At 50.2% G+C, this 16,987-nt stretch carries 16 protein-coding genes and 1 tRNA gene; 14 read left to right on the top strand and 3 right to left on the bottom strand.

Features of this window, described 5'->3' with window-relative positions:
- Positions 1 to 27: 27 nt before the first annotated feature.
- Positions 28 to 489: an SsrA-binding protein SmpB gene (gene smpB, locus IPG80_RS02475; RefSeq protein WP_345102310.1), complete on the top strand. Its 462-nt coding sequence runs from the start codon at positions 28 to 30 to the stop codon at positions 487 to 489.
- A 96-nt stretch (positions 490 to 585) separates the two neighbouring features.
- Entirely contained in the window at positions 586 to 1,368 is a 783-nt protein-coding gene (locus tag IPG80_RS02470; RefSeq protein ID WP_345102308.1) for a hypothetical protein, read from the top strand.
- A gap of 66 nt (positions 1,369 to 1,434) precedes the next feature.
- Here the strand turns inward: IPG80_RS02470 and IPG80_RS02465 are convergent, their stop codons facing one another.
- Positions 1,435 to 2,751: a M20/M25/M40 family metallo-hydrolase gene (locus tag IPG80_RS02465; protein ID WP_345102306.1), complete on the bottom strand. Its 1,317-nt coding sequence runs from the start codon at positions 2,749 to 2,751 to the stop codon at positions 1,435 to 1,437.
- Positions 2,752 to 2,876: 125 nt separating this feature from the next.
- Positions 2,877 to 2,948 (bottom strand) — tRNA-Met (locus IPG80_RS02460).
- A gap of 230 nt (positions 2,949 to 3,178) precedes the next feature.
- Between IPG80_RS02460 and IPG80_RS02455 the strand changes: the two genes are divergently transcribed.
- The 3 genes from IPG80_RS02455 (at position 3,179) to sucD (ending at position 8,901) form a co-directional block, all read left to right on the top strand.
- Entirely contained in the window at positions 3,179 to 6,763 is a 3,585-nt protein-coding gene (locus tag IPG80_RS02455) for a flippase activity-associated protein Agl23 (protein WP_345102304.1), read from the top strand.
- 136 nt (positions 6,764 to 6,899) lie between these two features.
- Positions 6,900 to 8,033, top strand: a complete 1,134-nt coding sequence (sucC, locus tag IPG80_RS02450) for an ADP-forming succinate--CoA ligase subunit beta (RefSeq protein ID WP_345102302.1) — start codon at positions 6,900 to 6,902, stop codon at positions 8,031 to 8,033.
- A 4-nt stretch (positions 8,034 to 8,037) separates the two neighbouring features.
- Positions 8,038 to 8,901, top strand: a complete 864-nt coding sequence (sucD, locus tag IPG80_RS02445; protein WP_345102300.1) for a succinate--CoA ligase subunit alpha — start codon at positions 8,038 to 8,040, stop codon at positions 8,899 to 8,901.
- Positions 8,902 to 9,049: 148 nt separating this feature from the next.
- Here the strand turns inward: sucD and acpP are convergent, their stop codons facing one another.
- Positions 9,050 to 9,286: an acyl carrier protein gene (acpP, locus tag IPG80_RS02440; RefSeq protein WP_345102298.1), complete on the bottom strand. Its 237-nt coding sequence runs from the start codon at positions 9,284 to 9,286 to the stop codon at positions 9,050 to 9,052.
- Positions 9,287 to 9,373: 87 nt separating this feature from the next.
- Here acpP and fni point away from each other — a divergent pair, with 87 nt between their 5' ends.
- The 9 genes from fni to IPG80_RS02395 all read left to right on the top strand — a co-directional run bounded on the left by fni (position 9,374) and on the right by IPG80_RS02395 (position 16,986).
- Positions 9,374 to 10,402 (top strand): type 2 isopentenyl-diphosphate Delta-isomerase, encoded by a 1,029-nt coding sequence (gene fni, locus IPG80_RS02435; RefSeq protein WP_345102296.1) that lies wholly within the window; start codon positions 9,374 to 9,376, stop codon positions 10,400 to 10,402.
- 94 nt (positions 10,403 to 10,496) lie between these two features.
- A complete protein-coding gene (locus tag IPG80_RS02430; RefSeq protein WP_345102294.1) occupies positions 10,497 to 10,790 on the top strand; it encodes a hypothetical protein in 294 nt (97 codons plus the stop codon).
- Positions 10,791 to 10,794: 4 nt separating this feature from the next.
- On the top strand, positions 10,795 to 11,697 hold the full coding sequence (locus IPG80_RS02425) for a CoA-transferase (RefSeq protein ID WP_345102292.1): 903 nt from the start codon (positions 10,795 to 10,797) through the stop codon (positions 11,695 to 11,697).
- Between the two features lies 1 nt (position 11,698).
- Positions 11,699 to 12,544 carry an alpha/beta hydrolase gene (locus IPG80_RS02420; protein ID WP_345102290.1) on the top strand — a complete coding sequence of 282 codons (846 nt, stop codon included), beginning with the start codon at positions 11,699 to 11,701 and terminating at the stop codon, positions 12,542 to 12,544.
- 9 nt (positions 12,545 to 12,553) lie between these two features.
- Positions 12,554 to 13,330 carry a CoA-transferase gene (locus IPG80_RS02415; protein WP_345102288.1) on the top strand — a complete coding sequence of 259 codons (777 nt, stop codon included), beginning with the start codon at positions 12,554 to 12,556 and terminating at the stop codon, positions 13,328 to 13,330.
- A 28-nt stretch (positions 13,331 to 13,358) separates the two neighbouring features.
- Complete coding sequence (locus IPG80_RS02410) at positions 13,359 to 13,994, top strand: hypothetical protein (protein ID WP_345102286.1); 636 nt, start codon at positions 13,359 to 13,361, stop codon at positions 13,992 to 13,994.
- A complete protein-coding gene (locus tag IPG80_RS02405; protein WP_345102284.1) occupies positions 13,991 to 15,679 on the top strand; it encodes a tetratricopeptide repeat protein in 1,689 nt (562 codons plus the stop codon). The genes IPG80_RS02410 and IPG80_RS02405 overlap by 4 nt, the downstream gene beginning before the upstream one ends.
- A 74-nt stretch (positions 15,680 to 15,753) precedes the next feature.
- Positions 15,754 to 16,494 (top strand): HAD family hydrolase, encoded by a 741-nt coding sequence (locus tag IPG80_RS02400; RefSeq protein WP_345102282.1) that lies wholly within the window; start codon positions 15,754 to 15,756, stop codon positions 16,492 to 16,494.
- A 90-nt stretch (positions 16,495 to 16,584) separates the two neighbouring features.
- Positions 16,585 to 16,986, top strand: coding sequence for an STAS domain-containing protein (locus IPG80_RS02395; RefSeq protein WP_345102280.1), 402 nt, complete (start codon positions 16,585 to 16,587; stop codon positions 16,984 to 16,986).
- Position 16,987: the final 1 nt, after the last annotated feature.

Raw genomic sequence — 16,987 nt, 5'->3', positions numbered from 1 at the left:
CCGCATCATTCATGTTAAAATCACACCGTGACTGACGATAATAAGATCATTGCCTCCAACCGGAAAGCCGGTTTTGAATACACCCTGCTCGAACGATTCGAGGCAGGTATTGCCCTGCAAGGCTCGGAGATCAAATCCATCCGTGCCGGGCAGATCAGCATTCAAGAAGCCTATGTGGACGTGGAAAACGGCAAGGAAGCCTGGCTGCTTGAGGCACATATTGCCCCCTACGAACAGGCTGGGAAATTCTTCAATCATGAGCCTCGCCGCAAACGCCGCCTGCTCCTGCATAAAAAGGAGATCCGCGAACTGTGGAACAACGTCCGCATAAAAGGCATGACCATCGTGCCGATAAAAGTCTACTTCAAAGACGGACGCGCCAAGCTCGAGATCGCCCTCGCCAAAGGCAAAAAAGCCTACGATAAACGTGCTACGATCGCCAAAAGAGATGAAGCACGAGATAAAGAACGTGCCATGAGAGTGAGATAGTTGCGTAGTTTGATGGTTTTTTTTAGCCTCTTCGTCAACAAATCTGGCTGATGTTGCGACGAAACGACCATTTGACGAAACGACAAGGAGACCAAAGTGCCCCCCTCTACCATAGGTGGAATTAATTTACTGCCCGACCCTGAAAAGCGCGCGATCTACGCGAAATATATTCCTCAAGAACTGCTTGAAAAATATTCCCTTCCCCCGTTGACATCTGCAACTGGATACAACCTTTTACAGTTCCGATATGCAACCGGTTCCACAGATGTGGAGATGCGTCTCTACCACAAGGGGGATTTCCCAGACCCGATCCTGTACGCCCATCTGACCGACACCATGAATGGGCAGATTCATGTCCTGCTTTACATTCTCAACGACCCGGATTCTCCGCGTTACGATGTGGACAAAATGCCGGACGGCTCACCTACCAAGTTCGGGACGCTGCGGCGAAATGTTGAGGCGGAGACAAAGGCTTGTGAGGCAGGGCTGGCACCGGGTCAGGTACGACGCGGACTTAGAATGTTAGGGCAAGCCATTGAAGCATTTGAAGGCTTCGTCACCGCACTTGGCCATGATATGTATTTCGTCGAGCCTTTGTATTATCACAACGCAGTCATCTTTGAAAGATACGGGTTTTCGTATCAAATGGGCAAACGTTTAATGGAAAGTATCCATGCAGGTTTTGCTCCCGGCGGCGACCTTTACACACAACTGGACGGCTCGAATGCCTTCCGTAAACCGGAAGCAGCAGAAAGTATTCGGAAGCGTTCATGGGCAATCCACGACGGGATTTTAGGCGAACCCTTCACTAATGTAACAATGTATAAACGCGTGGGCATTTCTGCAGGAGTTAGCACGACCAAAGATTGCAAGTGGTAAAGCCAAGAGCTAAATAAAAAGAGACGGTTTGACCGTCTCTTTTTATTTTTATACTCATCGATATCATTAACCAAAACGGCTTAATGCTGTGTAAATCGCCCGCGCGCCAAATTCGATCGCAGCTGCTGGCACACGCTCATCTGCCGCATGGATAACGTTTGCAAAATTAAAATCTTCCGGTAGTGTCATGGGCAGGTATCCGTACGTTTGAATGCCGATCTGCGAGAAGAAGCGTCCGTCTGTCACGCCGCTTAACAACAAAGGGATGGGAATCCCTTCAGGATCAGCTTCTTTTAGAATTTCAGCCAGTTTATTAAAGAGTGACATATCTGGTTCAGAGGGTCCCGGCTCGAATTGAAGTAATTCCAATTCCACATCGCTGCCTACAATGGCGCGCAATTCGCGCATCATATCTTCCGGGGTCTGCCCGGGGAGCAAACGCCCATCCAACTCGACTGAGATCTCGCTTGGGATGACATTTACTTTTGTGCTGCCCTGCAAAATGGTGGGGCTGACCGTGTTTCGGAACAGTGGGTAGAACGTCCGCCCGCGATCTCCAAGAGTTTTGAGTACAACATTTGTCAGCGCGGGGTTGGTCAATTGCCTCAGAATCAAGCCTTGAGCGCCGCCCAGAGCCGAAGCCATCGCGTCCACCATCATCTTTGCTGGAGGAGTGACATGAACCGGCAAATCATTTTCATCCAATGCTTTGAGAAAGGCAGCCAGACGTGCGGTTGCGCCGCCTTTCACAGGCATCGAACCATGACCACCTTGCCCGCGCACGGTGGCTTTTATCCAGCATATCTGCTTTTCAGCGATCATGATGGGATAAAAACGCTTCCCACCAATGGCAAGTGTAAATCCGCCGAATTCACCGATGGCATATTTTATATCTTTGAACAGGTCAGGGTGTTCTTCAACCAGAAATTTTGCGCCATAATCTCCACCTGCTTCTTCGTCGCTGACGATAGCCAGCACAATATCCCCAGGCGGACGCAACCCTTCAGCATTCGCTCGCAGGAAAGCAGCCACCATCATGGCAACGCCGCCTTTCATATCCAATGCACCACGCCCCCACACATACCCATCGATCAGTTTCCCTTCGAATGGAGGCTGCTGCCACGGCTGACTTTCAGCTGTAACCACATCCACGTGCCCATATAACAACAAGGGTGGCGCCTTGCCCTCGCCAGGCAGCCTGGCGATCAAATTAGGTCGATCCGGGTCTTTGGCAAGCAAAGTGGATTCTATACCCGCCTCTGTCAATAGATCGCGAACATACATTACACACGCCGCTTCATGCCCAGGCGGATTGGTCGTATTGAATTGGATCAAACGCTGCAAGATCTCAACCGGGTTTTCGTGCATTTGTTTCGCTGTCATTGAATAGCTCCCGACCAAAGGATGTGAAGTTGCTACAAAATATTTTTTTTCAATTATATGTCAAACCTTCACTCAGAGCTTTCCGAATTAAACAAAAAAGACCATGCTTTCGCATGGTCTTTTAGTAGCGGGGGCAGGACTTGAACCTGCGACCTTCGGGTTATGAGCCCGACGAGCTGCCACTGCTCCACCCCGCACCGGTTAATAGAGCCCGCCGATATTACCAAGTAACGAAAGAAAAGTCAAGCGGAATATGCTGGAACAAACTAAAAGTGTTCCAAACCAGAGAAGCGCATATTGCGAATCGCTGGTTTTTCGTGCCAAAACATTCGTCCTGATATAATACCTCTCACATCGTATTAAACTTTAGGGAATATCATTCGCAGGATTTTATTGCGTATATTTCACAAGAAAAGGTGATTTTTCAATGGATTCGAAACGAAATTGGCTCGAGCGTCCCATCCATCCTACACTCCCCGCCATCACGAACGAGGTTCTGGTCTTTGCTTTGGTGATCCTGCTTGCCATTGCCACACGCTTTTATCATCTCGAACCGCGTGTCATGAGCCATGATGAAAGCCTGCATACTTATTTTTCATGGCTGCTTTACCGCGGACAGGGGTACGAACATACTCCGATGATGCATGGTCCATTCCAATTCCACATCGTCGCCCTGTCCTATTTTATTTTTGGCGTAAGCGACTTCACATCCCGCATTCCCGCCGTCCTATTCAGTATTGCCACTATTGGAATGGTCTGGTACTGGCGTAAATACCTGGGCAAGTGGGGTGCCTTAATTGCCGGCTTCCTGCTCGTAATTTCACCTTACATGCTTTATTACGGGCGTTATGTGCGCAATGAATCCTTTGTAGGGTTCTCCGGAATTGTCATGCTATATGCAATTCTCCGTCACCTTGAGTCTGGCGGAAAAAAATACCTCTACATCCTTGCAGCCGTCCTCATGCTGCACTTCACAGCCAAGGAAACTTCATTTATTTACACAGCGCAAGCCCTGATCTACCTTGCGGTCTACTTTATTATTCAAGTATCGCGCACACCATGGCGCGGCGCTTCAGGTGACTATCGCGCCTTTATCATTTCTCTTTGTGTAACGATCTTACTCGCAGGGGCTACTGCCGGATACGCACTTTACAGCCGAGATGCAGCAACACTGACCGGCGCCGAAACCGCCCTGCCTGCCAACCCAGACACTCCGCTTCAGCCTTCAGCGGAACCTGCTTCAGCTTCTTTAACTTTTGCCCTCGCCGCAGCTGCACTTGCCGCCCTGATTGTCACTGGGTATTTTCTTATCCGGGGATACACATGGGAACGCCTGCGCACAAATCGAACCTTTGAATTACTTATGATCACCGGCACGATCGTTCTCCCGCAGCTCTCGCCGTTCTTGATCAAACTGACTGGTATCACCATTCCAACCACTGCCCCGGAGATCAACGCCCTTACAGGAGACATACGCTCCATCCTCATTATTGGAGCCTGTCTGTTGGTTACATTCTTGGCAGCCATTGCCATCGGATTGATCTGGAACCCCGAAAAATGGTGGAAGACTTCCCTTGTGTTTTGGGTGCCGTACACCATTCTCTACACAACCGTCTTTACAAATCCAAATGGTTTCTTTACCGGTACGATCGGTTCACTCGGTTACTGGCTTGTTCAACAAGGCGTGGAACGTGGCAGCCAGCCATGGTATTACTATCTACTCATCCAGATCCCCGTGTACGAATTCCTGCCCGCCATCGGGTTGATTCTCGCCATTATAGTAGGCTTGCGTCGTAAAGTAACCCTGCCGGTTGAGTGGGAAGAAGACATGGTTGATGGCAGCCTCGACGGAGGTTGGGCAACCGTAAACGACGATGATTTAAATATGTCGTTGGATACAGCAAAGCCGAAAATCCCTCCCACACCGGAGTTGCTGGAAAGTTTCACCCGCGAAATTAATTTTGTGAATATGTTCTCGCTGCTCGTTTGGTGGAGTATTTCCAGCTTCTTCGCCTTCACCTATGCCGGTGAAAGGATGCCCTGGCTGACATACCACATCACCATGCCGATGATTCTCATCACGGGTTGGGCACTGGGGCATATTATTGACACCACGAACTGGGAAGGACTAAAAGGGAACAAGATCCCGCTTGGCTTGGCGGCAGTAGCCACCTTTATTGCCAGCCTTGCAAATACACTTTATGCCTGGAATAAAACCCCTCTTCCATTTCAAGGGCAATCCCTGGAACAATTACAAGCGACAAATCTCTTCCTCTTGCCGCTGATTGTTTCCATCATAAGCGCAGTAGCCATAGTCTATCTTCTACGCGAATGGACATTCAAGGATGTGCGTCACATTTTCACCCTTGTAGTATTCGGTCTTCTGGCGGTATTCACCGCCCGGGCGGCATTCCGTGCCTCATACATCACCTACGATCAGGCAACCGAATTCCTTGTTTATGCGCACGGTGCATCGGGAATCAAGGAAGTAACAGAGCAGGCAAAGGAGATCTCTAAACGAACCACAGGCGGTATGGATATTGCCATCGCCTACGATGCTTCTGCGCCAGATACGGGTGTATCCTGGCCCTTTGTATGGTATTTGCGCGATTTTACCAATCAGCGTTCCTTCGACCAGCCCACGCGATCTTTACGAGAATCGGTGGTCATTATTGTCGATGAGAAAAATTTCGACAAGATCGATCCAGCCATTGGTCCCGGCTACTACCGCGTGGACTACGTCCGTATGTGGTGGCCCATGCAGGATTATTTTGGTCTCGTCAGTGACCGCGATCCAAGCATTCCCTTTGATGAGAATTATTCTTGCAAAGGACTATTAAGCTTTCTAAAATTTTCAAAAACGAAGGATTATTCCCGTTTCTGTGAAGGCTTCACAGACCCAAATATTCGTGCGGGCATCTTCCAGATATGGCTTAACCGTGATTACAGCCAATACGCTGCAGCCAAGGGGCGCAGTGACCTAACCCTTGCCACCTGGCAACCCGGTGACCAGATGCGGCTTTATATCCGAAAAGATGTTGCTTCACAAATTTGGAACTATGGCGTTGAAGGAACCAGCACAGAAGTAATAGAAGACCCAACCGAAGGCAAATACATTCAACTATTTGCAGACCGTATTGTGGATAACTCTCAAGCGGAACCCGTTGACCTTAACGGTCCACGCTCACTGTCCTTCGCACCCAACGGGACATTCTATGTGGCTGATTCCCGTAATCACCGCATCTTGCACCTTGACCCAACTGGAAAAATCCTGCATCAGTGGGGTTCCTTCGCTGATGGCGTAAACGTACAGACCGGACCCGGTACATTCAACGAACCTTGGGGCATTGCCGTTGGACCCGATGGTTCTGTGTATGTAACAGATACCTGGAATCACCGCGTCCAAAAGTTCACTCCCGATGGGAAGTACATCACCGAATGGGGTATATTCGGTCAGGGAGGCGAAAGCTCGTTCTATGGACCACGCGGACTGGCGGTTGACGCCGAAGGGCGGGTTTATGTCACAGATACAGGGAACAAGCGCATCGTTGTGTTCGATGCGGATGGAAAGTACATCACAGAATTTGGCGGCACGGGCTTCGATCCAGGCTTATTCGATGAGCCGGTCGGCGTTGCCATTGACCGCAATGGAACAGTATATGTAACCGACACCTGGAACCGCCGCGTACAAACCTTCTCCCGAGTGGAAACGGATGGTGTTCTCACCTTCCTGCCGGATAAACAATGGGATGTGTATGGCTGGTTCAGTACCTCTCTTGAAAACAAACCCTTCATTGCAGTGGATGACAATCTGCATGTCTTCATCACCGATCCGGAAGGGTATCGTGTCATCGAGTTCGACCCGAACGGAGAGATCGTACGGGTTTGGGGCGATTACAGTGATACCGCCGAAGGTTTCGGTCTCACATCCGGTATTACCATAGACTCTGATGGACATGTCTGGGTGACCGACGCGATGTTTAATCGAATATTGAGGTTTACACTGCCGTAAAGAGATGAAAACATACCCTTGAAGCTTCTCCTTCAAGGGTATGTTTTTTTATAGGCGAGTTGTAACCGGCTTGTATTTCGATGGTGGTATAATGCCGATGCTTACAAGCAAAAAAATCATCCCCCGAGGGAGAATAATGAAACTCCACGAATACCAATCCAAGAATATTTTTTCGAAATTCGGCATCCCGATCCCCAAGGGACGCGTTGCGACTACCGCTCAAGAAGCAAAACAGATTGCAGAAGAGCTTGGTGGTCGCGTTGTTGTTAAGTCTCAGGTATTGGTGGGCGGACGCGGAAAAGCCGGCGGCGTAAAGCTCGCCAAAGACCCTGCCGAAGCCGAACAACTCGCCACTCAGATCCTGGGCATGGAGATCAAAGGTCTTCCGGTGCGCAAGGTATTGGTGGATGAAGCCTCCGCCATTGACCAGGAAATCTACTTCGCCATTACCGATGACCGCGCCGCTAAAAAGCCGGTGCTGATCATCTCTGCTGCTGGCGGCGTGGATATTGAAGAAGTTGCCGCCAAAACCCCTGAGAAGATCATCAAGGTCAACATTGACCCGCTGCTTGGCTTGCGTGAATACCAGGCGCGCGACGTTGCAGTTGCCATTGACCTGCCCCGCGATTACTGGCGCGACTTCACCAAGATCGCCATGGGTTTATGGCAAGTCTATCAAAGCACCGACGCTTCTCTGGCTGAGATCAATCCATTGGTCATCACCAAAGATAAGAAAATGCTTGCCCTCGATGGCAAGATGATGATCGATGACAATGCGCTCTTCCGCCAGCCCGAGCTTGCCGAAATGCGCGACACAGACGAAGACGCCCCCGCTGAGATCGAAGCGCGCAAGTATGGTCTGTCCTTCATCAAACTGGATGGCGACATTGGCTGTATGGTCAACGGCGCCGGTCTGGCAATGACCAGCATGGACGTGATCAAACTCTTCGGCGGCGAACCCGCCAACTTCCTGGACATTGGCGGCGGCGCAGGCGCGGAAAAAGTTGCCGCCGCCATGCGCATCATCCTGACCGACCCGAACGTCAAAGCCGTGCTCTTCAACATCTTCGGCGGCATCACCCGCTGTGACGAAGTCGCCAAAGGCATTCTAGTTGCAATGGATGAAGTCAAACCGAAAGTGCCGATGGTCGTCCGTCTTGTTGGAACCAACGCGGAAGAAGGTCGCCGCCTGCTCGAAAACGCGAATATGATCACCGCTGAAACTCTCGCCGACGCCGCCAAGAAAGCCGTTGCTGCGGCAAAGGGATAAACACATGAGTATCTTAGTAGATAAAAACACCCGCCTTCTCGTACAGGGCATCACTGGTAACGAAGGCTTATTTCACACCACTCAAATGGCTGCCTACGGCACGAATATCGTTGGCGGCATCACCCCCGGCAAGGGCGGTGAATGGGTTTTGGACGGAAAGATCCCGGTTTTCGACTCGGTCAAATCTGCCAAGGATGCAACCGACGCCAATGCAACCATCATCTTTGTGCCTGCACGCTTTGCACCCGACGCCATGTTCGAAGCAGCAGATGCCGGCATTCCGCTCATCATCTGCATTACCGAAGGTGTGGTCATTCACGACATGATGCGCGTCCGCAACTATCTCGACCAAAAGAAGGTCCGCCTCATCGGTCCGAACTGCCCCGGTCTGCTTACCCCTGGTGAAGCCAAAGTTGGCATTATTCCCGGCAACATCGCCATCCCCGGCAACGTTGGCGTGGTCTCCCGTTCAGGTACTCTGACCTATGAAGTGCTCTACGCCATGAAAAACCTCGGCATGGGCGCATCTACGTGCGTAGGCATTGGCGGCGACCCGGTCAATGGCACCAACTTTACCGATGTGCTTGAGATGTTCGAACACGACCCCAAAACCGAAAAGGTCATCATGATCGGTGAGATCGGCGGCAACGAAGAAGAAAAAGCTGCCGAATTCATTCGCACCAAAATGACCAAACCCGTCGCATCCTTCATCGCCGGTCAGACGGCCCCTCCCGGAAAACGCATGGGGCACGCCGGTGCCATCATCGAAGGCGGCGCCGGAACGGCAGCCGACAAAGTCAAAGCCCTCGAAGCTGCTGGCGTCAAAGTCGCCAAGCACCCGGAAGAAATTCCGACCCTCTTGCAATAAACCCAACCTCCCCCAAATATGACGGTACTTCTGTCATATTTGGGGGAGGTGTCACGAAGTAACGGAGGGGGCGCAATCAAATCCTATCAAGAATCACGTAGAGCCGCCTGATACAGGCGGCTCTACGGTTATAATCTCAAACGATCAATTACTTCTTGTTGGCTTCGATGTACTTAACGGCTTCGCCGACAGTGGTGATCTTCTGAGCATCTTCGTCGGAGATCTCAGCGCCGAATTTGTCTTCGAACGCCATGATCAATTCGACGAGGTCAAGCGAATCAGCCTCGAGGTCTTCGCGGAAGCGGGCTTCCATCGTGATCTTCTCCTCATCGGAACCAAGCAGGTCCTTGATAATTACTTTCAATTCAGAATATGTGTCTGACATAACATCCTCCAGTTGGAATTTATTGTAAATTGTAATCGCCTGGCTTGCACTGTCAAGCCAGCATATCAAACACAGGAACACCCCCTCATGACAAAAGTTGCGCCAATCGACCAGCGAAAAGCCGATCACATTAAAATTAACTTAGAACAGGATGTCCGCTCTGCATTGACGACTGGGCTCGAGAAGGTTCATTTTATCCATGAAGCCCTGCCCGAGTTGGACCTGGACCGCATCAATACCAGTCTGAGCCTGTTCGGCAAAACCTTGTCCTCACCTACACTGGTAAGCTCCATGACAGGCGGCACAGATGAAGCTGAGGTCATCAACTTGCGCCTCGCTGAAGCCGCGCAGGAATGCGGCATTGCAATGGGCGTTGGAAGTCAACGTGCCGCAATCGAACACCCCGAACAAGCAAAGACCTTTCAAGTGCGTCGTGTAGCACCAGATATTCTATTATTTGCCAACCTGGGAGCCGTGCAATTCAATTATGGCTATGGCGTAGACCAATGCCGCAAAGCTGTCGAAATGATTGAAGCGGATGCGCTGTACCTGCACATCAACCCGCTGCAAGAAGCGGTACAAGACGCAGGCGACACGAACTGGGTCGGCATCACCAGGAAGATCGAAGAAGTCTGCAAGAAACTCGGAGTCCCCGTCATCGCAAAAGAAGTAGGCTGGGGCTTTTCTGAAAAGACCGCCAAAGTTCTTGCCGAATGCGGCGTGCAAGCCATAGACGTGGCAGGTGCAGGCGGCACCAGTTGGTCGCAGGTCGAAATGCATCGCGCACCTGATGAATTTACCCGCCGCCTTGCTGCCACATTTGTTGGGTGGGGAATTCCAACTGCCGAAGCGGTGATGAATGTTAAACGTGCTGTTCCTGAAATGACCGTCTTCGCCAGTGGCGGCATTAAAGATGGACTCGATATCGCCAAATGCATCGCTCTGGGGGCAACCCTTGGTGGGATGGCAGGGGAATTCCTCAAAGCCGCCGCCGTCTCCACTGAACGAGCTGTTGAAATGATGAAGCTCACCAAACGGCAGATCGAGGTCAGCATGTTTTCCTCCGGAGCAGGAACGCTCAAAGAACTTTCCAGCAAATTCATTATCAAAAATTAAAATATGGCGACAATACCGTCGCCATATTTTTTGTAAAACGAACGGGGGATATATCCCATAATTTTCGCTTCGCCCCTTGCGGTAAAATACAAGCATGGAAAACGATGATCCTATCGAAGTCCGTATGGGCACCTTTTTCGTTGTCATGGGCGGAGGAGTATTCCTCCTCTTCATCATGTCTGATGTTGCCGACAAGGTGGATTTTGATTATTTCTTCGTTGCCATGATCCTGTTCGCCATTGGGTATTATTTCCGCAGAAAAAAAGCCCCCCCTCCTCCATCTGGGCGTTTTACCTGGTTCAAAGGCTACTGGCAAAAAATGAGAGCCGGTAAAAAAGGCGGTGGTGGTGGCGGCGGCGAAGGAAAAGATAAAAAGGATAAGAAGTAACTCTATGTCAAAACTGATTCCCCTCAAACAAGCAATATCTGAACTCGTAAGCGACGGTGATGTTGTCTACGCCGCAGGTTTCACTCATCTCATCCCTTTTGCTGCCGGGCATGAGATCATCCGTCAAGGCAAGAAAGACCTAACCCTCGCGCGCGCTACACCTGACCTGATCTACGACCAAATGGTTGCGGCAGGCTGCGCAAAGAAGGTCATCTTTTCCTACATGGGCAACCCGGGTGTGGGTTCGTTGCGCATCGTCCGTGGTGCCATCGAACGCGGTGAATTGGAATGGGAGGAATATTCCCACTTTGGAATGATCACACGGTTACAGGCGGGCGCCTCTGGTCTTCCGTTTCTACCAATGAATCAAACCGGTGCAGAAGACCTGGAAAAGGTCAACCCACAGATCAAGCGCATTCCTGATCCGTATGGTGGCAAGGATGTTATCGTCGTCCCGGCGCTTAATCCGGACGTTGCCATCGTCCATGTACAACGCGCCGACAAAAACGGCAATGCCCATCTTTGGGGCATCATCGGCGAACAAAAAGAAGCCGCCTTTGCTGCTAAAAAAGTCATCCTCACCGCCGAAGAAATCGTGGACGAATCCGTCATCCGCTCCGACCCGAACCGCACCATGATCCCCGGCATCGTTGTCAGCGCCGTCTGTCATGTTCCGTTCGCAAGCCATCCTTCCTACTCACAGGGCTATTATGACCGCGATAACGAGTTCTACCTCGCTTGGGATAAGATCAGCGAGTCGAAAGAACTGACTCAAAAATATCTTGACGAATGGGTTTATGGTGTGAAAGACCGCAATGCCTATTGGAAAAAACTCGGCGAAAAGGCGCATAAACGCTTGAAGGTCAAAGCACAGTACAGCGAGAAAATTAATTACGGCAAGTATTAAAGTGAACAACATTCCTCATTTCGATCTTGGCGGCAACGGCGACCCGCTTCACTTCCTTCACGCCAACGGGTATCCGCCTGAATGTTACGCTCCATTGCTGGAGCACTTAAAACCCATCTCTCACGTATTTGGGATGAAGCTCCGTCCATTATGGGAAGGAGCAAATAAAAAGGATTTGCAGGACTGGCACCCTTACTCTGAGGATCTGCTGCGCTTCCTCTCGGACCGTGGAACGGATCCCGTTATCGGAGTTGGTCATTCCATCGGAGGCATTGTCACCCTGCGCGCGGCAATGCGCGACCCGCAGAAATTTCGTGCTGTTATTCTGCTTGACCCGGTCTTTTTTGTTCCGCCGATGCTGGTGGCGTGGAATATCTCCCGCGCCCTTGGGTTGGGAGAAAAAACGCACCCCCTCATCGCGGCTGCAAAAAAACGCAGACGCGAATTCAAAGACCTGGAAACAGTCTACCGCAGCTATCGTACGAAACCCGTCTTTCGTTATATGAGCGAGGAAAGTTTAAAAGGATATATTGCAGGGATCACCAAACCTAAATCAGATGGAAGCGGTTTTGAGCTTGTTTACACACCTGAATGGGAAACGCACATTTACCTGACCGGGCTACGCGATTTTGACCTCTGGAATGGCATTGGCAGTTTCGATGTGCCTACACTCATCATTCGTGGCGCAGAGACCGACACTTTTTTGCCAAATGCCGAAAGACTGGTCAAAAAGAAGAATCCAAAGATACAGATCCACACCATGGAAAAAGCCACTCACATTCTGCCTCTTGAATATCCAAAAGAAGTAGCAGAGCTCATCAAGAACTTTTTGACGACGATCCAATAAGGAGAAACCATGCCTGAATTGAAATACTCTTCCGCCGAGCTAATGATCATCAATGCCGCCCGCCTCTTACGCGATGGTGACGTGGTCTTTGTCGGCGTCGGTCAGCCCAACCTCGCCTGCAACCTTGCCAAACGTACGCACGCGCCCAATCTTGTGATGATCTATGAAGCGGGCGTGATCGGCGCCGAACCGGAACGCCTGCCCCTCTCCATTGGTGACCCAACCCTCGTGAGCGGCGCGCTTTCTGTAGTGAGCATGTATGATATCTTTGCAAACTACCTTCAGCGCGGGAATGTTGATGTAGGTTTCATGGGTGGCGCACAGATCGATAAGTATGGGAATATCAATGCTACGACGATTGGTGACTATGCGCAACCAAAAGTCCGCTTACCTGGGTCGGGCGGTTCGCAGGAAATTGCAGCCTGGGCAAACCGATGTTACATCATGACCCCCCACCAGAAACGCCGTTTTCCCGAAAAAGTAGAGTTCATGACCTCGGCAGGATTTATAGATGGCAAAGGTGCACGCCAGGCACGCGGTATGCGCGGCGGCGGAATGCTGGCAGTCGTTACAGATATCGGGATCCTCGAACCGGATGAAACGGGAGAAATGATGCTTACGGCGCTGCACACAGGTCGAACGGCGGAAGAGGCGAAATCCAACACGGGCTGGGACCTCAAAGTTGCAGATGCGCTGAAGACCACAGACGAGGTCACAAAGAAGGAATTAAAAATCCTGCGCGAAGAATTAGACCCAACAGGTATATATTTAAAAGGGGCCGCATAATTATCATTTCAGCCAAAGGAGATGAGTTATGAAGCAAGAAAGTTTCAAATCGTTGATCGCAGTCCTGACTGCAATTGTCACTGTTCTAGGTGCAACAGCGGCATGCCTGGCATCTGTGGCGGTTTCCAATGCAGGAGACGCAGATTTCGCCGGTTTAAATGCATCCATTCGCGCCCAAAAAGCCGAGATCGTTAACTACGTGTATGGGTATGAGCATTACAGAGCTTTTACCAGCTACATGCGTTATAACGAGTTTGGAAACCTGATGTATGACCCGGCAGCAGATCCAGAAACCGATGCACGCAATGGTGCCATCCAACGCGAAGTTTGGGGGCTTGCCAGCGGTATCAGTTCGGTGTTTTTCAGCCCGCGCTACATCAACCCCGATGGACAATACGACCTGGAACGCGAATTGCAGGAAGCATTTGCACAGGATGCCCAGGGTGCAGACCTGGATGCTGCTCCATATTTTGAGGAGTCAGACAAGCTACGGCGGCAATCATCCTTTCTGACCTCTACAATGATCGCGTTTGCATTTTCCTTCTGGTTCCTCACATTGGCACAAGCCACTGAAAAGAATATTAAATTTCTCTGGGCTATCCTTGGTTCGTTGATCGGTCTCGGAGGAATTGCCGGGATCATTATCGGAAGGTTCCTTTTATGAAAACCGAAAATCCAGCCGAACAACGCTTCGAGAATATGGCAACGGTCATGATCGCCACAGTGGCGATCTGGGTTGCCATCACAGCTTATTTTCAAAATTACGCAGCGAACATTTCAGATCAGGCTCGCCGCCGAGCACAACAGTATTCCATCGAAGCAACTAAACGTGAAGTAACCGGCTCGATCCAATTCAGCTACGACTGGCAGGGTGCCTTCCAGACCTGGGAGGAATTAAGTTGGCAGATCACTGCCGCCCAACAAAATGGAGATACAGCCGCCGAAGAACGCTACCGGCAATTGCAGGAAAAAATCATTCCGCTTAGCAAAATGCTGGGGGATGAATATTTCAACCCGAATGTGGGTTGGCCTGATTCATATAAATACGAATCAGATGCCTATCTAGTGGAAGCAACCCGCCTCTCGGAAACATATCTCGCTGAATCAGATCTGGGAAATTTTACTGATAATGTTGCCGACTCACTCATCGTGCAGATCACGCTGTTAACCGTGTCCTTGTCACTATACGGTCTCTCAATGGCGCTCAAAGGTCGAGTTCGCTGGCTTTTCATTATGGTGGGCTCCGGTATTGTCGCTCTGTGTGTAGTATGGTTGGGCTGGTCATTGGTGGAATTGCTCATTCGTCCCGAGGTGAATGCGGAAGCCATTCAGGCATATGCAGATGGCACGGGATTGGTCTATCAGGCAAAGCACAAAGAGGCAATTGAAAAATTCAGTCTCGCCATTCAAGAGAACCCGGAATACGCAAAAGCCTATTACGAACGTGGGCTCGCCTACTACGAACTTGGCGATATGACTACCGCCATTTCCGAAATCGAAGCTGCACGAAATGCAGGGCTGGATGATATCAGCCTAAATTGGAATCTCGGCTGGATCTACTATCTAACAGGTCAATACGATCTGGGAATACAGACAAATGAGCGCATCCTAAATGAACACCCAGAGGTGTTGGGCATGCGCATGAATCAGGCGATCAGCTATCTTGCCAAGGGAGATTTTGAAAACTCACAAATACAATATGACCTTCTAATTCAGGAAGCCCAACAGCAGGTGGATGAAGCCCATAAGAATAATACCGAACCATCCGCTTCACTTTGGTTTTACATGGATGCAGGCGCACTTGACCTTCAAAACCTGATCGACCAGTTGGACAACAATCCCAAGGGTTGGACCCAAGCACCAGATGCCGGCTTGATCCTGGGCGAACACAATGCAGTTCGCGAATTTGCCCTTAAACAGATGAAGCGAATAAAAGAATCTACAGTATCTTTGGAATATACTGGCACCCTGCCGGCAAAAGAAGCATCGATGCAGGTGACCTCCTTTGTGATCGGGCAGGTCGCCGGTACCGATGCCGATGGCTTTATCACAAGCTTCGAACCCGCTCCAAATAACATCATCCCCTACGGAGAAGATACCTTCAGTATAGAATTCAACTACGCTGGCGCTGCACCCAGCGTTATGATATGGAAGGTTTACCGTAACGGGTACGAAGATCAATCCTTGCGTATTTACACCGAGGAAGATCTTAGCGCAGGCAACACCTGGTATAAAACATTTGGATACAGCTTTACCAATCTGTTTATCCTAACTGAAGGTGAATATACCGTGGAGCTTTATGCAGATAACACTCTTGTGCAGAGAGGAACTTTTTACGTCAAGCAGTAATTCACCCATTTTGAGCATATACACGGGGCAGTCATCCATGATAAACCCTTCTGGATGACTGCCCGAATCAAACCATGACCATGCCGATCCGATATTTGATCTTTGACCTTGGCGGAACGCTGATGCACTCCGCCGCAGACTGGGCGCCCATACTGGAGAAAGCAGACGAGGCACTGGTACAGTCTCTGCGCCGCCACAACATCGAACTTGACTCGAAAGTGTTCAGGGCACATTTGCATGAATATTACGAACGGCGGGATAAGGATTTCTACGAAACGACCTATCACCTCGTCTTGCGCGAATTGCTTGAAGAGTTGGGACAAGTCGATGTTGCCGAATCTGTTCTCAGGTCTGCTTTGGATGCTTTGTATACTGTTACGCAAGCCAACTGGTTGTTAGAGTCAGATACTCTCAGCACCCTTGAAGCGCTCAAATCTCAAAATTACAAGCTGGGGATTTTTTCCAATGCAGGCGATGATAAAGATGTACAAGACATGGTGGCGGCATTTGGTATTCGTCGTTATTTCGATTTCGTACTTTCCTCCGCCGCCTGTTTTTATCGCAAGCCGCACCCACGCGCATTTGAGATCTGCCTTGCACATTGGAATGCCACTCCTGACGAAGCCGCAATGATCGGCGACAGCCTTGAAGCAGATATCCTCGGAGCAAATCAACTGGGCATTACATCGATCTGGCTCACCCGTCGCGCTCAATTCAAAAATGAGGACATGCACCGCATCAAACCGGACTTTAGCCTGCGTAAACTCAGCGAGCTGCCCCCCACTCTTGACCGTATCTCCATCTCCCGCCGCTGACAATCGGGTACAATATTGCGCCGCGCTAAAAATACACACAAGACTATCTCTGAAAACCGCCTCACTTCAATACGAAAAGGATAATTCCCCATGCTAAATTTTACAACCAGGGTCCAGAACGCACGTGTCCCCGTCACCGTTTTGTCTATTTCTGGTGATATCGATTCGTCGAATTTTCAGGTATTTCAGAGCTGTGTGGATGAACAGTTAGCACAAGGCGCAACCCATGTGCTCTTGAATTTCAGCGAAGTCAAACGCATCAGCAGTGCAGGGCTGCGCGTCATCCATAATCTTTTCAACAAATTAAGAGACATCCATAAGGATGTCAACGATGAGGAGCTGCGAAAAAAAATGAGCAGCGGTGCATACAAATCGCCCTATATCAAAATAAGCAACCTGGCACCGAACCTGGCAGAAATATTCAGCCTCGGCGGCTTTGATATTTACATCGAAATCCTTGATGACGAAGCCAAAGCAGTCGCCTCGTTTTAAC

The organism is Candidatus Villigracilis vicinus, from assembly GCF_016702885.1.
Taxonomy (GTDB): Bacteria; Chloroflexota; Anaerolineae; order Anaerolineales; family Villigracilaceae; genus Villigracilis; species Villigracilis vicinus.
The sequence above is the reverse complement of the archived record's forward strand: the minus strand, read 5'-3'. Positions and strand labels throughout refer to the sequence as shown.

Excerpts from the sequence above, each read along its gene's own strand:
- IPG80_RS02465 (WP_345102306.1), bottom strand. The coding sequence starts at position 2,751 with ATGACAGCGAAACAAATGCACGAAAACCCGGTTGAGATCTTGCAGCGT.
- IPG80_RS02455 (WP_345102304.1), top strand. The coding sequence starts at position 3,179 with ATGGATTCGAAACGAAATTGGCTCGAGCGTCCCATCCATCCTACACTC.
- sucC (WP_345102302.1), top strand. The coding sequence starts at position 6,900 with ATGAAACTCCACGAATACCAATCCAAGAATATTTTTTCGAAATTCGGC.
- sucD (WP_345102300.1), top strand. The coding sequence starts at position 8,038 with ATGAGTATCTTAGTAGATAAAAACACCCGCCTTCTCGTACAGGGCATC.
- acpP (WP_345102298.1), bottom strand. The coding sequence starts at position 9,286 with ATGTCAGACACATATTCTGAATTGAAAGTAATTATCAAGGACCTGCTT.
- fni (WP_345102296.1), top strand. The coding sequence starts at position 9,374 with ATGACAAAAGTTGCGCCAATCGACCAGCGAAAAGCCGATCACATTAAA.
- IPG80_RS02430 (WP_345102294.1), top strand. The coding sequence starts at position 10,497 with ATGGAAAACGATGATCCTATCGAAGTCCGTATGGGCACCTTTTTCGTT.
- IPG80_RS02425 (WP_345102292.1), top strand. The coding sequence starts at position 10,795 with ATGTCAAAACTGATTCCCCTCAAACAAGCAATATCTGAACTCGTAAGC.
- IPG80_RS02415 (WP_345102288.1), top strand. The coding sequence starts at position 12,554 with ATGCCTGAATTGAAATACTCTTCCGCCGAGCTAATGATCATCAATGCC.
- IPG80_RS02410 (WP_345102286.1), top strand. The coding sequence starts at position 13,359 with ATGAAGCAAGAAAGTTTCAAATCGTTGATCGCAGTCCTGACTGCAATT.
- IPG80_RS02405 (WP_345102284.1), top strand. The coding sequence starts at position 13,991 with ATGAAAACCGAAAATCCAGCCGAACAACGCTTCGAGAATATGGCAACG.
- IPG80_RS02400 (WP_345102282.1), top strand. The coding sequence starts at position 15,754 with ATGACCATGCCGATCCGATATTTGATCTTTGACCTTGGCGGAACGCTG.
- IPG80_RS02395 (WP_345102280.1), top strand. The coding sequence starts at position 16,585 with ATGCTAAATTTTACAACCAGGGTCCAGAACGCACGTGTCCCCGTCACC.